The organism is Rhodococcus sp. DK176, assembly GCF_038447315.2.
GTDB lineage: Bacteria > Actinomycetota > Actinomycetes > Mycobacteriales > Mycobacteriaceae > Rhodococcus_F > Rhodococcus_F jostii_A.
Genome location: NZ_CP118322.2, coordinates 183,233 through 199,746 on the forward strand (window position 1 = coordinate 183,233; position 16,514 = coordinate 199,746).

Annotated in this window: 14 protein-coding genes and 3 pseudogenes; 3 read left to right on the forward strand and 14 right to left on the reverse strand. The window is 65.7% G+C overall.

Features of this window, described 5'->3' with window-relative positions:
* Positions 1-592 precede the first annotated feature (592 nt).
* The 5 genes from PSR88_RS37770 to PSR88_RS37790 form a co-directional block, all read right to left on the reverse strand.
* The gene (locus PSR88_RS37770) at positions 593-1,765 is read right to left on the reverse strand and encodes a cation:proton antiporter (protein WP_016880481.1); all 1,173 of its coding nucleotides are present in this window, start codon (positions 1,763-1,765) and stop codon (positions 593-595) included.
* Positions 1,766-1,774: 9 nt separating this feature from the next.
* Entirely contained in the window at positions 1,775-2,161 is a 387-nt protein-coding gene (locus PSR88_RS37775; RefSeq protein WP_011599451.1) for a hypothetical protein, read from the reverse strand.
* Positions 2,162-2,586: 425 nt separating this feature from the next.
* Positions 2,587-2,973, reverse strand: a complete 387-nt coding sequence (locus PSR88_RS37780) for a hypothetical protein (protein ID WP_016880483.1) — start codon at positions 2,971-2,973, stop codon at positions 2,587-2,589.
* Positions 2,955-3,134, reverse strand: coding sequence for an RES domain-containing protein (locus tag PSR88_RS37785; RefSeq protein ID WP_105422456.1), 180 nt, complete (start codon positions 3,132-3,134; stop codon positions 2,955-2,957). Before PSR88_RS37785 ends, PSR88_RS37780 begins: the two co-directional genes overlap by 19 nt.
* A 161-nt stretch (positions 3,135-3,295) precedes the next feature.
* Positions 3,296-3,445 carry a hypothetical protein gene (locus PSR88_RS37790; RefSeq protein WP_016880484.1) on the reverse strand — a complete coding sequence of 50 codons (150 nt, stop codon included), beginning with the start codon at positions 3,443-3,445 and terminating at the stop codon, positions 3,296-3,298.
* 1,081 nt (positions 3,446-4,526) lie between these two features.
* Here PSR88_RS37790 and PSR88_RS37795 point away from each other — a divergent pair.
* Positions 4,527-4,972 (forward strand): annotated as a pseudogene (locus tag PSR88_RS37795) (transposase); the annotation flags it as partial.
* A gap of 891 nt (positions 4,973-5,863) precedes the next feature.
* Here the strand turns inward: PSR88_RS37795 and PSR88_RS37800 are convergent.
* The 5 genes from PSR88_RS37800 to PSR88_RS37820 form a co-directional block, all read right to left on the reverse strand.
* A complete protein-coding gene (locus PSR88_RS37800) occupies positions 5,864-5,998 on the reverse strand; it encodes a hypothetical protein (protein WP_257226498.1) in 135 nt (44 codons plus the stop codon).
* A 147-nt stretch (positions 5,999-6,145) separates the two neighbouring features.
* Positions 6,146-6,811: a ScbR family autoregulator-binding transcription factor gene (locus tag PSR88_RS37805; protein WP_016880489.1), complete on the reverse strand. Its 666-nt coding sequence runs from the start codon at positions 6,809-6,811 to the stop codon at positions 6,146-6,148.
* Between the two features lie 258 nt (positions 6,812-7,069).
* Positions 7,070-7,267: a hypothetical protein gene (locus PSR88_RS37810; protein ID WP_020476728.1), complete on the reverse strand. Its 198-nt coding sequence runs from the start codon at positions 7,265-7,267 to the stop codon at positions 7,070-7,072.
* An 820-nt stretch (positions 7,268-8,087) separates the two neighbouring features.
* On the reverse strand, positions 8,088-8,369 hold the full coding sequence (locus PSR88_RS37815) for a hypothetical protein (protein ID WP_011599442.1): 282 nt from the start codon (positions 8,367-8,369) through the stop codon (positions 8,088-8,090).
* A gap of 161 nt (positions 8,370-8,530) precedes the next feature.
* Positions 8,531-8,671, reverse strand: a complete 141-nt coding sequence (locus tag PSR88_RS37820) for a hypothetical protein (protein WP_016880491.1) — start codon at positions 8,669-8,671, stop codon at positions 8,531-8,533.
* Between the two features lie 1,951 nt (positions 8,672-10,622).
* Between PSR88_RS37820 and PSR88_RS37825 the strand changes: the two genes are divergently transcribed.
* Entirely contained in the window at positions 10,623-11,318 is a 696-nt protein-coding gene (locus PSR88_RS37825) for a hypothetical protein (protein ID WP_011599439.1), read from the forward strand.
* A 1,160-nt stretch (positions 11,319-12,478) separates the two neighbouring features.
* Positions 12,479-13,426, forward strand: coding sequence for a hypothetical protein (locus PSR88_RS37830; protein ID WP_016880494.1), 948 nt, complete (start codon positions 12,479-12,481; stop codon positions 13,424-13,426).
* A 180-nt stretch (positions 13,427-13,606) separates the two neighbouring features.
* On the opposite strand, the gene PSR88_RS37835 is transcribed toward PSR88_RS37830, so the two are convergent.
* The 4 genes and pseudogenes from PSR88_RS37835 to PSR88_RS37850 form a co-directional block, all read right to left on the reverse strand.
* Positions 13,607-13,972, reverse strand: coding sequence for a hypothetical protein (locus tag PSR88_RS37835; RefSeq protein ID WP_016880495.1), 366 nt, complete (start codon positions 13,970-13,972; stop codon positions 13,607-13,609).
* A 703-nt stretch (positions 13,973-14,675) separates the two neighbouring features.
* Positions 14,676-15,296, reverse strand: a pseudogene (locus PSR88_RS37840) (dihydrofolate reductase family protein).
* Positions 15,296-15,801: pseudogene (locus PSR88_RS37845) on the reverse strand (SRPBCC family protein). Before PSR88_RS37845 ends, PSR88_RS37840 begins: the two co-directional pseudogenes overlap by 1 nt.
* Positions 15,802-15,927: 126 nt before the next feature.
* On the reverse strand, positions 15,928-16,269 hold the full coding sequence (locus PSR88_RS37850) for an ArsR/SmtB family transcription factor (protein ID WP_011599431.1): 342 nt from the start codon (positions 16,267-16,269) through the stop codon (positions 15,928-15,930).
* Positions 16,270-16,514: the final 245 nt, after the last annotated feature.

Here is a 16,514-nt window from a genome sequence, read left to right on the forward strand (position 1 = left end):
CCGGCGTCCTCACCTGAGCCCAGCAGACCCGTCCATGCCCCTGACAGTATCGACATGAGAGACGGCGGCGGATACGCAACGGGAGACGCGCGATGAGTTACGGTCAGGACGTACCCCGCGAAGCGCGCGAACTCATCACCCTCGCTCGGATGTGGATTCCCTACGGCGGAGTTCCTGCAGAGCTGGTCTTCCAGACTTTCGGAATCACCGAGCACCAGTTCGTCGACAGGCTATGGGCGGCAGTCCTGGATGCGCACTGCGACCCACACCTTGTCCGTGCGCTTTCGTCCGTCAATCCGCGCCGTCGGTCACCCTGGGGAGCACCCACAAAGCGAGGTAGCTCACCGGCCTGAGCAGCAGACAGCGCCCTGAACCGCAGATCCGCACTGTTCGAGGTGATCTGATTGGGGAGGCCCGCGAGGTGCAATCGGTTGTCGGGCAATGAGGTGCACCTCGCACTATTCACGGGCGCCGAATTATCGCCGTTGCCCGCTGTGGGGCGGCGGCGACACCACCGGCGATCGCGGTGGTGATTGCAACTGGGGCGATGGCTGCGACAATTCGAACGGTGGTGTGTCTCGACCCATGGTGATCACCGGCGCTCTGGTCCGTGGCCCGGTTTCGCAGCGGAGGGCGAAGCGAAACCTTGGCGTGCCGCCATTGCGCCCGCGAATGTGGTGCTGCCGATGGTGAGGAGGGCACCGAGGATCAGCGCCGAGGGTTCACCGGGCTGCAGGATATGCGTTTGCTCTCCGATTGTCGCCGCCGCGACCGGGACACCCAGCTGAGCCGAGGCCAATGCGGCAAGGGCCAGTGGCTGCCCGAGAAGGCGTATCGCGCAGTGAACGGTCACCGCTGCGAGTCCGAGCGCGACGCCGAGCAGGATCAGCGACGGGTGCGCGCGGAGGTCGCGCAGGTTCAGCGAGGCGCCCAGCCACACGAAGAACAGGGGACCGAGGAACCCTTCGGTAATCGAGAACAGCTGCTTGGCCAGGCGCCGCGGTTCGCCCACGCCCGCGACGGCCAGCCCGAGCGCGAAACCGGCGAGCATGATCGATACGTGGGTGTGAACGGCCAGCGCCGCGAGGGCGAACAGCACGCCGAGGTTGATCCGCAGCTCCAGCGCGAAGCGGCGGTCCTTCGATTCCTGGTGCAGACTGTGCAGCCAGCCGCGGCCGTCCGCATACTTCAGGAACGTGTAGAACAGTGCCGCCGATGCCGCGACGGCGGCAGCACCTATCGCGGCGCGGGGGGCCTGGGCGGGGTTGATCACGAGTGGAAGAGCGATGATGCACGCGGTGTCTGCGACCGCGACCTGGGCCATGGTCTGCACTACCGGGGTGCCCTCGAGCCGCAACGAGTCGATCAGCGGAAGTACCAGGGCGGCCGACGACGACGCGATGAGGACCGCGTACAGGGCCGCATGGCCGGTGCCGAATGCCCGGGCGATCCCGAACCCGGCTGCCGCCGCGAGGACCCCGACGATTGCGGCCCGCGCGGTGCCCTTTGCGAGAGCCGGCCGGATGGTCGCATCGCGGACGGGTACATGGGTGCCGGCAACGAACATGATCAGCGCGAATCCGATGTCCGCGAGAAAGGTGAAGGTGGGATCTTCCGGGTGGATCCATCGGAGGCCCGTCGTGCCCAGAAGAATCCCTACGAGCAACTCACCGAGCATCACCGGCAGGTGCCACCCCCGACGAACCGCGAGCAAGGGACCGGCTAGGGCGGCTGCCGAGATCAGGGCGAGGATCTCGAACGACATCGGTGGACCTCAGCTCGTCGGCGGCAAGCTCGTCAGCCGGCACGGAATCTGCGTGTTCTCATCGGTGTGATAGCTCGCGCACACGCGGTGATACCCATCTGCCACTTCGAGCGCGGTGCCTGCCGCGAGATCGCCACGCACGAGCAGGATGGGTGAAAGGGGTGTGCCGTCTGCGATCTTCCGCAGGTCGGCGGCCACATGCGCGTTGTCCGGAGGCAGCAACCGCAGCCGCGAGGCGCGCAGGATGTCCTTGGCCTTGTGGAGTGTGACCGGAGCCGTCCTCAAACCCGCCACGATACGTTCGACGGTACCTCGGGAGGTGAGCAGATCCAGGTACGCGGCAGCCGCCGGGTAATCATGTTCCTCGGGCGCCTCGCGCCACCGCACTTTCGGCATGCGGAGATTGTCCCTCACCGGGGCGCAGATCCCCGCGATTCGCGAGCGCGTGGACGACGAAACGGCGGATGAATCAGATGCGAGTTTTCCGTCGCTGAGCGTGCCGCCTCACCACCCGCCTGATCCGCGGCGGCGCGCACCCCACAACCCGGCCATGGTCGCCGTCCTCGAACAATCCGGTCACCTCGCCGGCCACCGCGGATCCGAACGCACCCGCCGCCTCGCCAGCATCACCACCTCGGCGCCGAACACACCGCCGCCGACACACCACCCCGCTACATCGTCCCAATCAGCCGCGGACTCAATAACATCGGCCCTGCGACGGACACTCGCCACAACAGAGGTCGGACGCGAATCAAGATCAACGGCCATCTGACATGCGCGATACCGAAGCAGCTCGACCAACCGAGCGCCGGTGGCGATCGTCAGGTCGGCGGATGAAGGACCCGGACCGACCGCGGAAGCGGCTGTACCGCAAGACCGCAACGCCTCGCCGCCGACACTAAAGACTCCGGACGCGGGTCCACCGGCCAGGACACCTCACCGGCCGGACCGAATACCGCGGCCGCATTCGCGGCCTGGCCCGTGGTGAACCGCGTCTGGTACCGGATGCCGTCGAACTCAACATCGAACGCCGCCGCCCACGCCCGGGGAACGTCGTACGGTGTCATCGAACACAACTCCCGGGTCAGCCCGAACCCGGCGGCCGCGTCGGCGCAGGTGTCCGCGAGGTCATGGGTGCCCGGTACCCGCAGCGTCGACAGCATCCGCTCGGCCGCGAAGTCGTGGGCGATCACCCCGAGCGAGGCCAACGCCTCCCCACCGTCTCCCGGATCGCCGTCGCCTCATCGAATGCGACATAGCACGTGCCCCGCGGCGCGGACAGATCGAATCGTCCACCACCGGACGAGGAGAACCACCACGGCCCATTCGAGACCCGGTGACCACGCGTGACCTGCCTCCTGCCGGTCACTACCAGCGCACGGAACCCGGCGAAGCCGTTGCCACAGGCGACGACCGTGGCCTGCTGGGCGACGGTCGGCGGGGTGAGGTAGCGCGCGGGTTGGTGCCGATCCGCCCCACACGCGGTGACGACGATCCAGCTGAATCCGATCGGTTCGCGCTGGGACAGAGTTACACCGTCGATGCGTATCCGATAGTGCGTGCGGCGGTACGGAGGATCGGCCGCACCCTCGGGTGATCGAGTGGTCGAGTGAACTCGAGGTCGGCGGGGAACGAGTCGGCGGCGGGGTTCCACAGGACGACGTTCGGACGGCCGGTCATGCAGCACTGCAGCCAGTGCTCGTATACGAGATACCCGGCAAGCGAACTATGCTCGGAATGCTGGTCCCGAAACGCTGTCTGGCGTGATGTAGAACCCACGGGGACCATCTGGAGCTACACCGTGTACGAGCGCGCATTGCATCCTGAGTTGAAGGACGCCGTCCCGTAGACGGTTGCGTTGATCGAACTCGCTGCCGGGCAGGTCATTCCAGGGCGCATCCTGTGCGACGAGGACAGCACACCGACAATCGGTGACCGTGTGACGGCCCTATTCACCGACATCGACCGACACGCCCGCGAAGGCCGGCCAGACCATCACCATCAGCGTCGACGCGGACGGCAACCTCACCGGCCCCATTCCCGACAGCCGAGAGAACACGGTGGTCGTGGTGGCTGCCGCCTGCGGGGTCTGGCACTCACCGCCGGCACCGTCCTCTTATTGACGGCACTCGCCCACAGACGAGATAGCCTCGAGCGACGTCACGTACTCCATCCCCCGTCGGGCGGACCGCCCACATCATCCGGCGGTAATTGTGCCGGCGATGGTCGAACGCCATTGCGTTCGAGGCACCAGCGGGATGACGTGCCGTCTCGGCCCGCATACCGCACACGATCAGTTCGGGACCCGCGGCAATCGTGCGAGGCTGTTCAGCTCGTCGAGAACCTGATCGACAGCGGTGGTCGGGAGACGGACATCCTCGCCTTCCGACGCCCGGAGACGAACACGAACGATGGCGAGCATGCGAGTTCACGCTCGAGGTCGGCTGCAGTCCGCGCGCTCACGGTCTCATCCTGCCACGAGCGGGCGGCGATCAGAATTGTGCCGATGCCACGAACCGATCCACTCGGCGTACGGGCCCAGGACCCGGAATTGACGAATGGAGGGCAGGCCTGTCCCCCACCGGTTGCAGGCGGACTGTAAACCCGAATTCACTTCGCTGCCCGAAGAGTTCACTGCACGTCACCGGTCGGCCGTAGACCATGACCGGATATCGGGCAGCGGGCGCGGCGGCTCGGGCGAGTCCGGTCGCGACGCGAACGGCCACACCACAAGCACCGCGGCGCCCACGACCAGACACCAGCACCGCATTCAGGACTCGACCGGGAGCTCTATCTCCCGAATCGTGGACCGCCGATCGGGACCGGTGCCGCGCCGTCCGCATCGGTGACGATGCCGAGCTCGCGACCCAGACCCGTGTTGGCGCAGAACATGATCGAACGCGCGCGACGCGAAGGTGCGGTTCGCGTGGCTCACCGTGGACGAGGCCTACGGGCCGATGAATTCCCTGCGGGTCTGGCTCAAGGAAACGAGATGCGTCGTACATGCTGGCCACGGCCGGGGCGACGACGTGTTCACCTGGACGGGCGCAGCGGCCGGGCGGACGAGATGATCGCCGCGGGTCCGCCGAAGCAGTGCCGCCGAATCTCCGGCGACGGCACGGGCGGACCACACGAGCATTCCTGGGTGCGGGTGCCGATGTGCATCGCGTGGGCGCCGGACGTAGGCACTGGCTGCCTGCGAGGCGCGGCCGAGTTCGGCGAGCTCGTCGACCGTGACCGCGAGTGCCTCAGCGGCCATGAGGGCGCGGGCCGCTGTGTGGGGCGTGAGGAAGCAGCCTTGCGGCGACATGCACCTCTCACTGAGGGCTGCCCTTGTCTTTCCAAACTCGACGACACACGTAATTCGGATCGCGAGTCGAGTTACCGAATCGCGATAGGTCAGCATCCAGACCGTAAATGATCTTGAATGGTCGGCTCATCCACGCGAAAGAATGACATTCATGGAATTTCCCGCGAGGAAGCGACGCGGCGGAGACACGATCGGAAGATCGGGTACAGCGAAAAGAGGTCCGCAGGTGACCTACTAACCCCATTTCCGCCACCAAAGAGCCAATTCAAGCCTCTGGCAGCGCTACTAGCCGCTGAGCGACCCAGCAGAACCCGAGAAGAAGTCGAGGGCGCCGAGAAGGGTGGAGACGTTCGAGAAGAAGTCCGCCAAGAAAGCGAGGTCCATTTGTAACTCCAGTTCGATTGTTCAGAGAATCGTGACACACGGCACACGATGTGAATATTTATACCGGCCCGATAACAATTCCGCAACGACACATTGCGGCCAACCAGCAACGAGTGGCATCCGCCCCCCGGAAGCGCAGACAGGGGCGAACCCGGCACCCCGGGACGTAGTCACTTCGGACCAGAGCTCGAATACCCGATCCGCTGACCCGGTGAACGAGGTGCACCCGGACACACGATCGAAATGGTGGAGTTCCATACCGCGGCGTACTCCGGCAGATCAGCCTCCTCTCACGCTCAGGTCGGTGACGCAGCAGTCTTCCCGGCACACACCTGGAGCAATGGCACATCCCGCGGTACGTATGCAAGCACGCAGTTCTGCGGGCCCCACACCCCACGGCCGATCTACGCCAGCCGCGGCGGCGCGCTCATCGAGACCGACTCCACCCCGTCGCCGCGGCGCAGCAGCCTCCTGGCGGGAACGACACCCGGACGCTGCCCGGCATCGGCCATTTTGACCCCGACGACACCGGGGCTCACGCACCCGCACCGGTGCGCTTGAAGCAGATCCGGTCAGCCGGCCGCACTCATCCGCCGTCGTGACCTTGCGGTCGACGGCGACGTCCGGAAGGCGCACTTATCGGTCTGCGGGGAGCATTCACAGGTCGTGTTGGCAGGCTGAGCGGACTAATCCTGACGGTCGGGCGATCCGGTGACGGGAACGTCGGTGCGGGCCGCCCGGATCCGCATCATGGCGGGGTGCCGGGTGGTCGGCATGATCCCCGGCAGCAGGAACCCCCACATCTCGTCGACCCGCTGCTCGAGGTCCGCGCGATGGGTCAGGACCTGGGACACGGTCTGGACTCCGGTGAACGCGCCAATGACGTACCGCGCGAACGTCGGTGGGTCGATGGTGTCGACAAGGTCGCCCTCGGCGACCGCGCGGGCCGCCAACGTTTGACAGGCGGCGATCCAATCCAGGTATGGGCCCGCGGGGCCACGGTCGTCGGCGCTGAGCTCGAGGGTGATGCGGATCCCGGCCCGCACGATCGGGTCCTGCACGATCTGCCGGGCCATCTCGTGGCAGAGCATCACGATCTGCTCGATCGCCGACGCCTCCTGCGCGGCGATCGCCTGCACCGCGGAGATGGAGATCCGGTGCTGCTCGGCGATGATGTGCCGGGCCAAATCCTCCTTCGACCGGAAATGAAAGTACAAGGCCCCCTTCGTCATGCCCGCCGCCTCGAGGATCTCGACGAGACTGGCACCCTCGAACCCGGACTTGTCGAACATTTCCGCTGCCCCGCGGACGATCTGCGCCCGGGTCACCGCCGCCCGTTGCTGTTGCACCATCTACCGCACCTTCCGTGCCCTTCGCCGCTGCAGCCCTTGGTCAAGATTGGGAGCGACGTCGCCCCGGGGACTTTCGATCGCACCCCTGCAGCCTGCGCGACGCTACCACCGGCACCGGTGCGCCTCACCTCCGGAAAAGACCGGCGTCCACCTGCATGTGCACCGATACCCGCTCACACGAAAAACAGACCAGCGTGCCGCTTCTTCGGTGGGCGCCGCCGGTCCGCGCCAGCGCCATCGCGGCTCCGCCGTGTGTCACTATCGGTGGTCGCGGTACTGCTCGGCGACCTCGTCGGTGTGCCGGGCCAGCCAGGTCAGCTCCCCCACCGATTCATTCCCGGGCAGGAGCAGATCCGCCCATCGGCGCTGCGGCCCGCGAACACATACCAATGCCAACCCGGAATCCGACAAGGTCTGCCACAGCTGCTCACCCGCCGACGACGCCATGTCACCCATTCAACCGCACCACACCACACTGACACGAGAAGCAGACCGGGAAGTCCGTCCTCGAATACCCGCCACACCGCGCGCTGTACACCACACGCCGACGACCTCGCTGCGCCCGGACGAGCGGGGTACGGGAGAATTGGTAGCAGGCGAGCCGACCGGTCAGGCGCCGAATCCGCCCGGCCAGAAACAACACTCGCACTCGAATGCGTGATGCCAACGCGGACGTGCTTGCACCGACGGCCGCCAGCCGCAAGTATCGCCCACCCAGAAAATCATGTGGCGTGGATCACATTGCAGCGATTGGGGCGGGCGTCGGGTCTACCATTTCCTCGCACCGGAACACGAAGAAGCAGGTCGATAACGCAACACGGCGCAAGCCGAACCTGTACTGGCTAGCAGCGATTGGTGCACATACCGCGCCTAATTCCGTCGGTCCGGTCGATATTTTCACACGCAGCACATCCGAGGAGACATCAGCGACGCCGACCACCCAGGTACACCAACGCGGAACCGCGCTTCTCGACTGGAGCGCGTCCCACCCCTTCGCGACGCGCAGTGCATGAGGAGCGCGGTCAGGGCTCACGCGGCGGGTACCTGTTGTATGTCCCGGCGAGGCCCGGCCGGAGCGGACTACACTCCGACCGGGCCGCTTCGGCCCAACTTGGGCGTGACCGCATCAAGGGAATTCTGTAGCGCGTATATCACAGCGGCCAACGTGATTTCATCTTCGTTGAACTGTCAGCTGTGGGTTCGCAGGTTGAGGGCTCAGCCCGCCCCGCACCGACGGCCACGAGCCACCACACGCACTCCCGCAATGTAGTCGCCTTCACCCGACACAGATCAGGACCCCCACGACCGCTACTGCGACCAGCGAGGCGCCGCCGCAGATCAACCACGCCCGCGTCGCCAACTGCCGCCACCGATCACACCGCTCGTCCACACCCGCGACGCCGACCGAACCCACCGGATTCGGATGGGACGCCCGGGACTCCGCAAGGCGGCGGACCCTCGCGTCCGCTCGTGCCGCCACACCCAACGAGACGGGAACCACCAGAAGCATCACCACCAGCAGAGCAACCATGAGGCTTACGCCGGTCCCGAACATCATCGTCCCTTCCACAGCAAACAGGGCCCGTCACGGGTATCGCGTGTTGATTAACGGCCACGCGGAGCCACGGGCACAACCACGCCCCTGTCAGCTCTATCGCCGAACTGCCACCGAGTGTTTCACTGGCCGCCATCGGCGCAGGGCCATGGGTCGGTGCGGGCCTACACGCCGGGCATCGGGAACTTCCACACCGCCACCACAACTACGCCCATGATCAGTCCGGCGTACAGAACAGTGCCAACCACACCGACCCGCAACGTATTCAGCAGACTGGCGCCCAGGTTCTCGGTAATCCGTGCCATGACAACTCTTCTCTCACGGGCAGATAATTTTCGGCTGCCACGTCGAATGGCGGCGTACCAGCTACCTTGGACCGACTTCGACACCTGCACATTGGCCGAACTACCTACACCCATACCCGTGTTCGGGTCTGGAGGTTTGGGTCTCAGCTCAGGGTTGCAACCGAACATCCCCGAGCGCCAGGCTTCGCCCACATATTCAGCTGTGTTCTACATCACAGTCTTGGTGCCTGAGCTGTGTCGCCCAAGCATTTCGCGTCGCAAGCACAGTTTATGCGGGGTTGCCTGCCCGCCCGCCGGCAGTGATCCGGCTGGGTCGTTGGTCGTCGGCGACAACTGTCGGTGAGCGGCTCGCCGCAGATACTCGATTGCGCAGAACAGCTGCTCATCACGACTGGACACGCTGCAGCACAGAACAATCGGTAAATGAAACGGAACTGCCCACCTAACCTCTCGCTGTCGAAGCCCGCCGGCACTGCTGCGGCGAAGCAGAACAAAATGGGTCCGGTAGCGCACCGTGTCGCTGGATCACGCAGATCGCCCTCGGAAACTCCATCCGGATCGTGCACGCACCGCAGCACGCCTCGCCGAAATCACACTTACTGGTCGGTAATCCGGAGATGCGAAAAATACTGCAATGGCATGGATCACACTCCCTGGACTTCCCTGCGCCGGCTCACGAACATCAATTGTACGCTGCTCGTTACTACGTGCAGATTGTCCGTGTAGCGCCCCTGCCAGCTGATCTACATCGTTGGCAGGGGCTGCGCTTGGCTGCGCCACAACACATCAACCGTGTCACCGCCGCTGTTCGCACCTTGTGACGCGGCGCCCCTCGGCTCAAACATATCACCCTCCGAGCGAGTCACCCCTTGCCCAAGTCTCGTTCGCGTAGTTCCATGCGCCCATTCTCGGCGCCCCTTCACACGAATTGGGCAGACGTTTCCGATTCGTACTCCGGCGACGGTGACGGCGGGGTGGGTGTGTGCGGCCGGGTCATCGGCCAACATCCAGGCGAGGGTGTTCTCGGCCGATGGTGCACGCCATCGACATCCGGGTTCGCGGCGAGGATCTCGGCGATCCACCGACGAGTGTGCAAATACCCCGAGGGGTCGCACGTGGACGTGCCATGCCCCGCGTTGCTCCGGGAGCCCGAACCCGGTCACACCCCCGACCCAGGCCATGCGGATCTCGACCCTATGGACGGCCCCGGGCACGAAAACAGGTATGTCTACCGGTCGTTCTGCCGTCGTCGGACGGACATTACGCGAGGAGTGTGGGAGTCGCACAACCCCCGAACCCTGCAAGTCGAGGCCCCCGATGCACGATCAGTTCCACCGCGATCAGCTCCCCCGCTCCCCTCTCGTCGCACGCGAGCCTTCACCATCCGCTGCTGCGATCAGTGCCACACCATGCCCGCCGCCGACGCGCCCATATGGTCGTCGTGCCGCAGCACCGAACCGGGCAAGATTCCCTCGTCGGGAACGACACGATCATGTCGTGGACGGTCATCGAGCTGTCGCCCCGTTGGACGGGCACCGACATCACCCCCGTCACGGGCACGATCGTCGCGGACGACGATCGGACCGTCGGGCATACGCCTGGGTCGACGACTCCCTCGCGCAGGGTGCCCGGGGCAAGATCCGCGTCCGCTATGACCGGATGATTCCGGGCGAGTCGGATCCGCTGTTGGTGCGGGTCTCGTCATCGCCAGTCCGACCACCGAACCGTGTGGACTGCCGCCGACCGCGCCGTTCTTCCGCACCATGCCCGTGCCCTGACGGCCTTCCCGAAAGGCGAGCCTGACGCCACCAGCGACCGGCAGACAGAGTCCCGCTACTTCCGGACCCCGACAGGTCAGCCGTGAAGAAATCATCACGCCTAGCCAGCTCGGCCACCAAGAACAAGCGGCCTACAGACAGCCCGTCGACGCCGCCAAGAAGAGAGAACCCAATTGAGAAGGCTTTACGGGTATGTTGCGTGTCTCGCCGTCACCCTCGGCGCATTCCTTGTCAACGCGCCGGCGGCATCAGCCACCGGTGTCGTGTCCAACGGCATCGCGTGGACCGACGACCTGAACCCGGTACCGCACCCGCCCGGCATCATCGAGTTCTGCACGATGGGCGTCGTCGGTACCGACTTGTTCGGCAACAAGATCGGCATCTCCGCCGCCCACTGTGTCGACGGCACACCCGACGGTGCACCCGTCTACCGCTACGCGCCGACCGGACCGCGGGAACACATCGGGAACATCGCCTACCGCAGTCCCGGCGGCGGGACCGGCGTCGACTGGGTGGTCCTCTACCTCAACGCTGACGCGGTACTCACATCGAATGGTCCCAGTGCCCGGGTCGACGGAATCGGCGCCTCCAACCCGGTCGGTCCCCATTGCAAGGACGGGGCCGGTACCGGCGTCCATTGCGGGTCGATCACCGCGCAGAACACGACACGCTTCTACAGCAACGCCCAATCAGGTGGTGGTGACTCCGGTGGTCCCGTACTGCAGAACAACACCGAGATCGTAGGCATGGTCCGCGGATTCGACACAGCGCTGTTCGCGTTCGAGTACATCAAATTCGCTGCCGTCCTCGACGGCATCAACGCCCAACCCAACCCCGTCGGGAAGGGCTTCGTCGTCACCAACAACTGATATGGGGCGCAGACTCGCCAAGAGGACCGCAGGAGGTGGAGTCCAGGACCGTCAGCGCGCTACCAGATCTGCTGCACAATCAGCCACAGCCACTCGCGGACAGGTTGGGGAAACGGGCTGTAGTACAGCCACCAATTGTCCATTGGACATCCCTTCCGCGTGGGCGCCCCCGACGGTCCGTCGATCATACGTCCGACATCCCGACCACGACGATGGCGAATATGCACACGCCCCCGAGTTCGACTGGCAGGAGTTCGTGCCGGTGTTCAGCGGCGGCGGCGACCCGTCTGCACCGCAGGTCCGGCCTGCGCGCTCAGGCCTCAGGTCGAATGGCAACCGACATCCCCATTTCCGTGTCGGTTTTCGGATGTCGCGCCGGGAGTTCGCCTGACCTCGACGACCAGTCGACAGCCGAAACCCGACACGACCGGCCGATACTTCCCTTCGTGCAGGGTGATCAGCGCTTCACTGCGTGTGACACCGGTGTTCTACGATCGCCGGCTACGAGCGGCCATCCGCTGGCCTGGGCCAACGCTTGGGAGGCGTACGGGGACCACCGAGATGGTGGTTTCAATAGTGCTGACGGGCCAGACCGGGCAGCCTGCCATTCATCGGCAATTGCTCGGGGTCGGCGGACCCCCCGGGCGCTCATACCGCCGGCGATGCGCCAGGATCACAGCGCAGGTCAGCCCCCAACTGAATGAACCGTGCGCCATCAATCCGAACATACTCGGCGGTACTGGAGCGAATTGAGCACACTCAGCTGACGCAACTCGTCATGTTGCCGACCGCCGCCGCACTTGCGCATGCTGCGGGCGTCGCCTATTCGTAAGTACTGACGATGTGGGCGTTTCTCATGGCCGGCCTCGGCACGCGCGAGTGGTGCCGGGCAGCGGCACGGTATCCATCCCAGCTATGCGAGATAGGTGGCACGTATAGGAACCCAGCTAAACAGAGCAGGACGGCCTCGAAATCACAACCGAGGGGTGCCCGTGACGACGTCCACTTCCCACCAATGGAGGGCTCGGCGAATCAGTCCCGTGAGGAGGAGGGGACGTGCCATCTTCGCAGCTCGGTTGCCTGCATCCAGGCGTTGAACATGCCGCCACTGATCCCGGATCCACCCACTCGGGTCTTCGCACCCGCTACCGTTTCCGGATATGGGGACCACCTTCCACGGACCGAGCCCGTGGCCGCCCATCACCCGCGCCGTCCGCACGCGCGGGCCCCGCCGTGCCGCGATCGCCCACCTCGGCCAAGACGCACCCACCCTGCTGCCGCTACGTGCCGGAGACGTCCTCGTCGTCAACGCCTCCCGCGCCGCGGTACGCGCACACCTGACCTCCCCGATAGCACTCGCCTACTACCTGGACGCCGGAGTTCGGGTGCTGTCGTCGCCGAACCTGCACGCCAATGTCATCGTCACCGACCGGCAGGCGGTCATCGGCTCCGCCAACGCCTCCCACAGCTCCACCATCGCCGACGAGGCCGTGGTCATCACCGACGACCCCCAGGTTGTCGCTGCCGTCCGGAAGTTCATCGACGGCATCGAGGAGATCACCGAGGTCGATCAGGCGTTCCTCGACAACGCCACCGCGCAATGGCAGATCGGGCGAGCAGTGCCGATCCCCGGCGTCAGCGGCCGCGGACAAGTCGACCCCGGGTTCCTGCCCGCCAAGATCACCCGAATGTTTTTGCGGCACATCGTCGAATATGAACCCAGCCCCACCGAACACCACACCTGGACCACCCAGGCCCGCCACCACCGCGCCCCTGCCGGGCCGGCCGCGAAATACCAGCTCGAATGGTTCCACCACGACAAGTCCGACACCCGCTTGAAGCAAGGTGACGTCCTGGTCTTCGTCACCGCCGACAACGAATGGATCTACCCGCCCGCGGTGGTGGATTCCGAGGCGATCGCGATCCCCCGCACGCCTGGCGCCATCGGTCACTTGCTGCGCAGCCGCACCGACCTCTCGCCCCTCCCGGTGCCGGACGCGGAACAAACCCTCGCCGACCTCGGACACCCCAATCCCCGGCTACGGGCCGATCACCGGATCGCCTCCGCCAGCCTGCGGACCGCTCTGCTCCAACTCTGGAACCTCTGAATCGTCCAGAGATTTATCCGCCTTCACCAGTGGGAACGACACGTCCCATCTGATCGGCGAGCCGCCTCATCGCGGACACCACCGGCCCCACCGGCAATGCTGGCAGGTCGCTTCCTCCGGTGGCGGTTCGCCGGTCCAACCCTGTGGGCCCGCGCCTGGCACCGGCTCACCCGAGTGGGGTCACGCCAGGGCCAGCACTCGGGAACGCGCCTCCAGGTAGCGGCCGAGAAGATCCAGCATCTCCGCATCCGGGTGCGCGAGTTCGGGAAGGTCCTTCGCGCCGATGATCGCCTGATCGACCGCGGCGACCTGCCGGCGGCACTCGCCGAGCACCTCCGGAGTGACGGCGGCGGCATCGAGCCGATCGGTGAGGTACCGAATCGACTGATCCAGACCCAGACCCGGGTTGCGGGTGCCGTTGCCGGCCCTGCGGGTTTCGACCATCTGCCACCACTGGTCCAGCTCGGCCAGCACCGTAGAATCGGCGACCGCGATCCTCAGCGCCCGGTCGATCGACTGCGGATCGGCGAGATCCACCTGGTCCATACCTGCTGCACGGGTGAGGATCTGGCCGAGCTGGTGGTTGGCGAGACCGTCGCCGCGGCCAGCTCCCCCATCACACCCGTTCCCTTCAACGCAAGACGAAACCTTCGAGCCCATCCTCACAGCCCGGCAACCGCCCCCGAGTTCCGGGTCAGGGCTGTGGACCGGCGATTTCAGGCTGTGCGGCGAGAGGTGTGGGCCGCCGCACACATCGGGCACCACGTGCGCTCGCCGACGATCCACCCATTCGTCTCGGCGAACGCCACCGCCTCGGGCCGGCCTGCCAACGGAGCGGCGAAGGTGCGCTCGCACAGATCACATCGCACCGTCCAGCCGCGCCTGCCTGTGGATCGCACCAACGTATGAACAGTCATGTCACCCCCGCGACTTCGACACTGTGCCCACAGCATGGCACAACCCGTCCGAGAGTGGTGGACCACGCAGACCAGGGCCCCAGCCGTCACATCCGAATCATCACCCAAAAGACGAACAGGTCGTAGATGCCGTGCGTCATGATCGCCGGCCACAACGAGCGGGTGTCCAGGGACCGATCCAGGTAACCACTCAGCGCCGTGAGGACACTCGCGGTGCCGTATTCGACGTGGCTCCAGGAGAACCTCGTGTCGAGGCGGAGATCGGCCCCTCCGGCGTCATGGTCATGCCCGGGATCACCGAGGACACCGGCGGAGCGCCGAGTTCGAGACAGTTACCGTTCCCGGACTGCGTAAGTCAGATGGGTCACCCGCCGCGTCGGCTCCGCGCGGACCTGCTCCAGGGCCACGCGGCCCGCGTCCACGCCGTCGAACAGGCGAATTCCGGAGCCGAACAGTACGGGTGACAACGCGATCGAGAACTCGTCGATCGGGCCGGCGTTCACGTACTCCAGGATCGTCGCGCCGCCGCCCGCTATGCGGACGTCCCGGTTCCCGGCGGCCTCGCGGGCCTGGTCGAGTGCGGGCTCGATGCCGTCGTTGACGAAGTGGAAGGTGGTCCCACCCGGGCGCTCCCACGGGTCACGCTTCTCGTGCGTCACGACGAAGACCTGCGTGTGAAACGGCGCCTCCTCCGGCCACGCCTGCTCGCCCGCGTCGAACATGCGCTTGCCCATCACGCTCGCGCCGGTGCGCTCGAACGTCTCCTGCACGATGTCGTTGTCGCCCCCTTCCTCGCCGCCCTCGCCGAGCTTCGGGTTCTCCCTGAAGAACCGCTGCGGGAATATCCACTGCTGCAGCTCCATCCACTGCTATCCCATCAAGTCTCCGAGGGACTCGGGCGCGATGAATCCATCGAGCGACATCGACACGCTGAAGAACAGTTTCCCGGCCATCAGCCCTCCACTTCCTTCCGAACGATCTCGGCGACGTAGGCAGCCAGGTTGCTCAGGGTCTGCTGGCCGCCCTCGATCGCGTGGTACTTCTCGATCGCCTCGTCGCGCAGCTCCTTGGTGGGGAACAGGGTGTGCATCTCGATCCGGGTGCCGCGGCGCCGTCGGACTCGAATGTCAAGACCGACTCGAAAGCGTTCGGGTCGCCGCGGGACTCACCATGTAGCAACGCGATCCGCTCCGGTGGGGCGATCTCTGTCCAGGAGATCCACTCCTGGTAGTCCGTACCGTCCGGTCCGTGCATCACGAAGTTCCACTCTCCGCCGACGCGGAACTCGAACGCTCGCGTGGTGGTGGTGAATCCATCCAGGCCCCACCACCGCGACAGGTGCCGGACTTCGGTGAACGCCTTGAACACCAGCTCCTGTGGGGCACTGATGACCCGGGTGATCACGATCTCGCGGTCGGCCGTGCCGTCGCCCACGGTTGCTCCTCGTACCGAACGCATCCGGGTTTCCCTTCGTGTGACTTTTCGTGTGGTGCTTGATCTGGGGTGTGCTGTGTTGCGTTGCTCCGGCGGAGCCGTCGTGCGGTGGTCGCTGACTGCGCCGGAGCCCCATCCTGTTGCCATCGGTCACTCCTCCTGCCTTGCCTGTTTGAGGTCGTGCACGTACGCGTCCAGCCGGTCGAACCTCTCGTTCCAGAACTGCTCGAACCCGCCGGTCCACTCGTGGACCGGTCGCAGCCCGCGGGCGTCAAGGCCGTACAGGCGCTGCTTGCCTGCCTTGCGGTCCCGCACCAGCCCGACCTCCCGGAGCACCCGCAGGTGTTTGGACGCCCCCGGCTGGGTCAACCCCAGCTCCTGGGCCAACTCGGTCACCGGCCGCTCACCCGCCCGCAGCAGTGCCAGGATCTCCCGGCGCTGCGGCTCAGCGATCGCGTTGAAGACGTCCGATGTCGTCGCTGCTCGTGCCATGAGAGCATCATATGCCGATATGGGTATGCGTCAAGCAGGAGCAGTTCAGACGGGGTCAGAACCCCTCCTTCTGTGTGGACTGTCGATGGTTCGTGCAGGTCAGAGCAGGTGGGCCCGGTTCAGCTCGGCAGCGAGGGCAGCGGGATCGCTCTCGGATTCCGCCCGCACTCACAACTCGCAGTATTCCGGCCCGGATCTCGTCGTCGTGGACCTCTTCCGCATGCGAGTAGACACGCATGATGCCC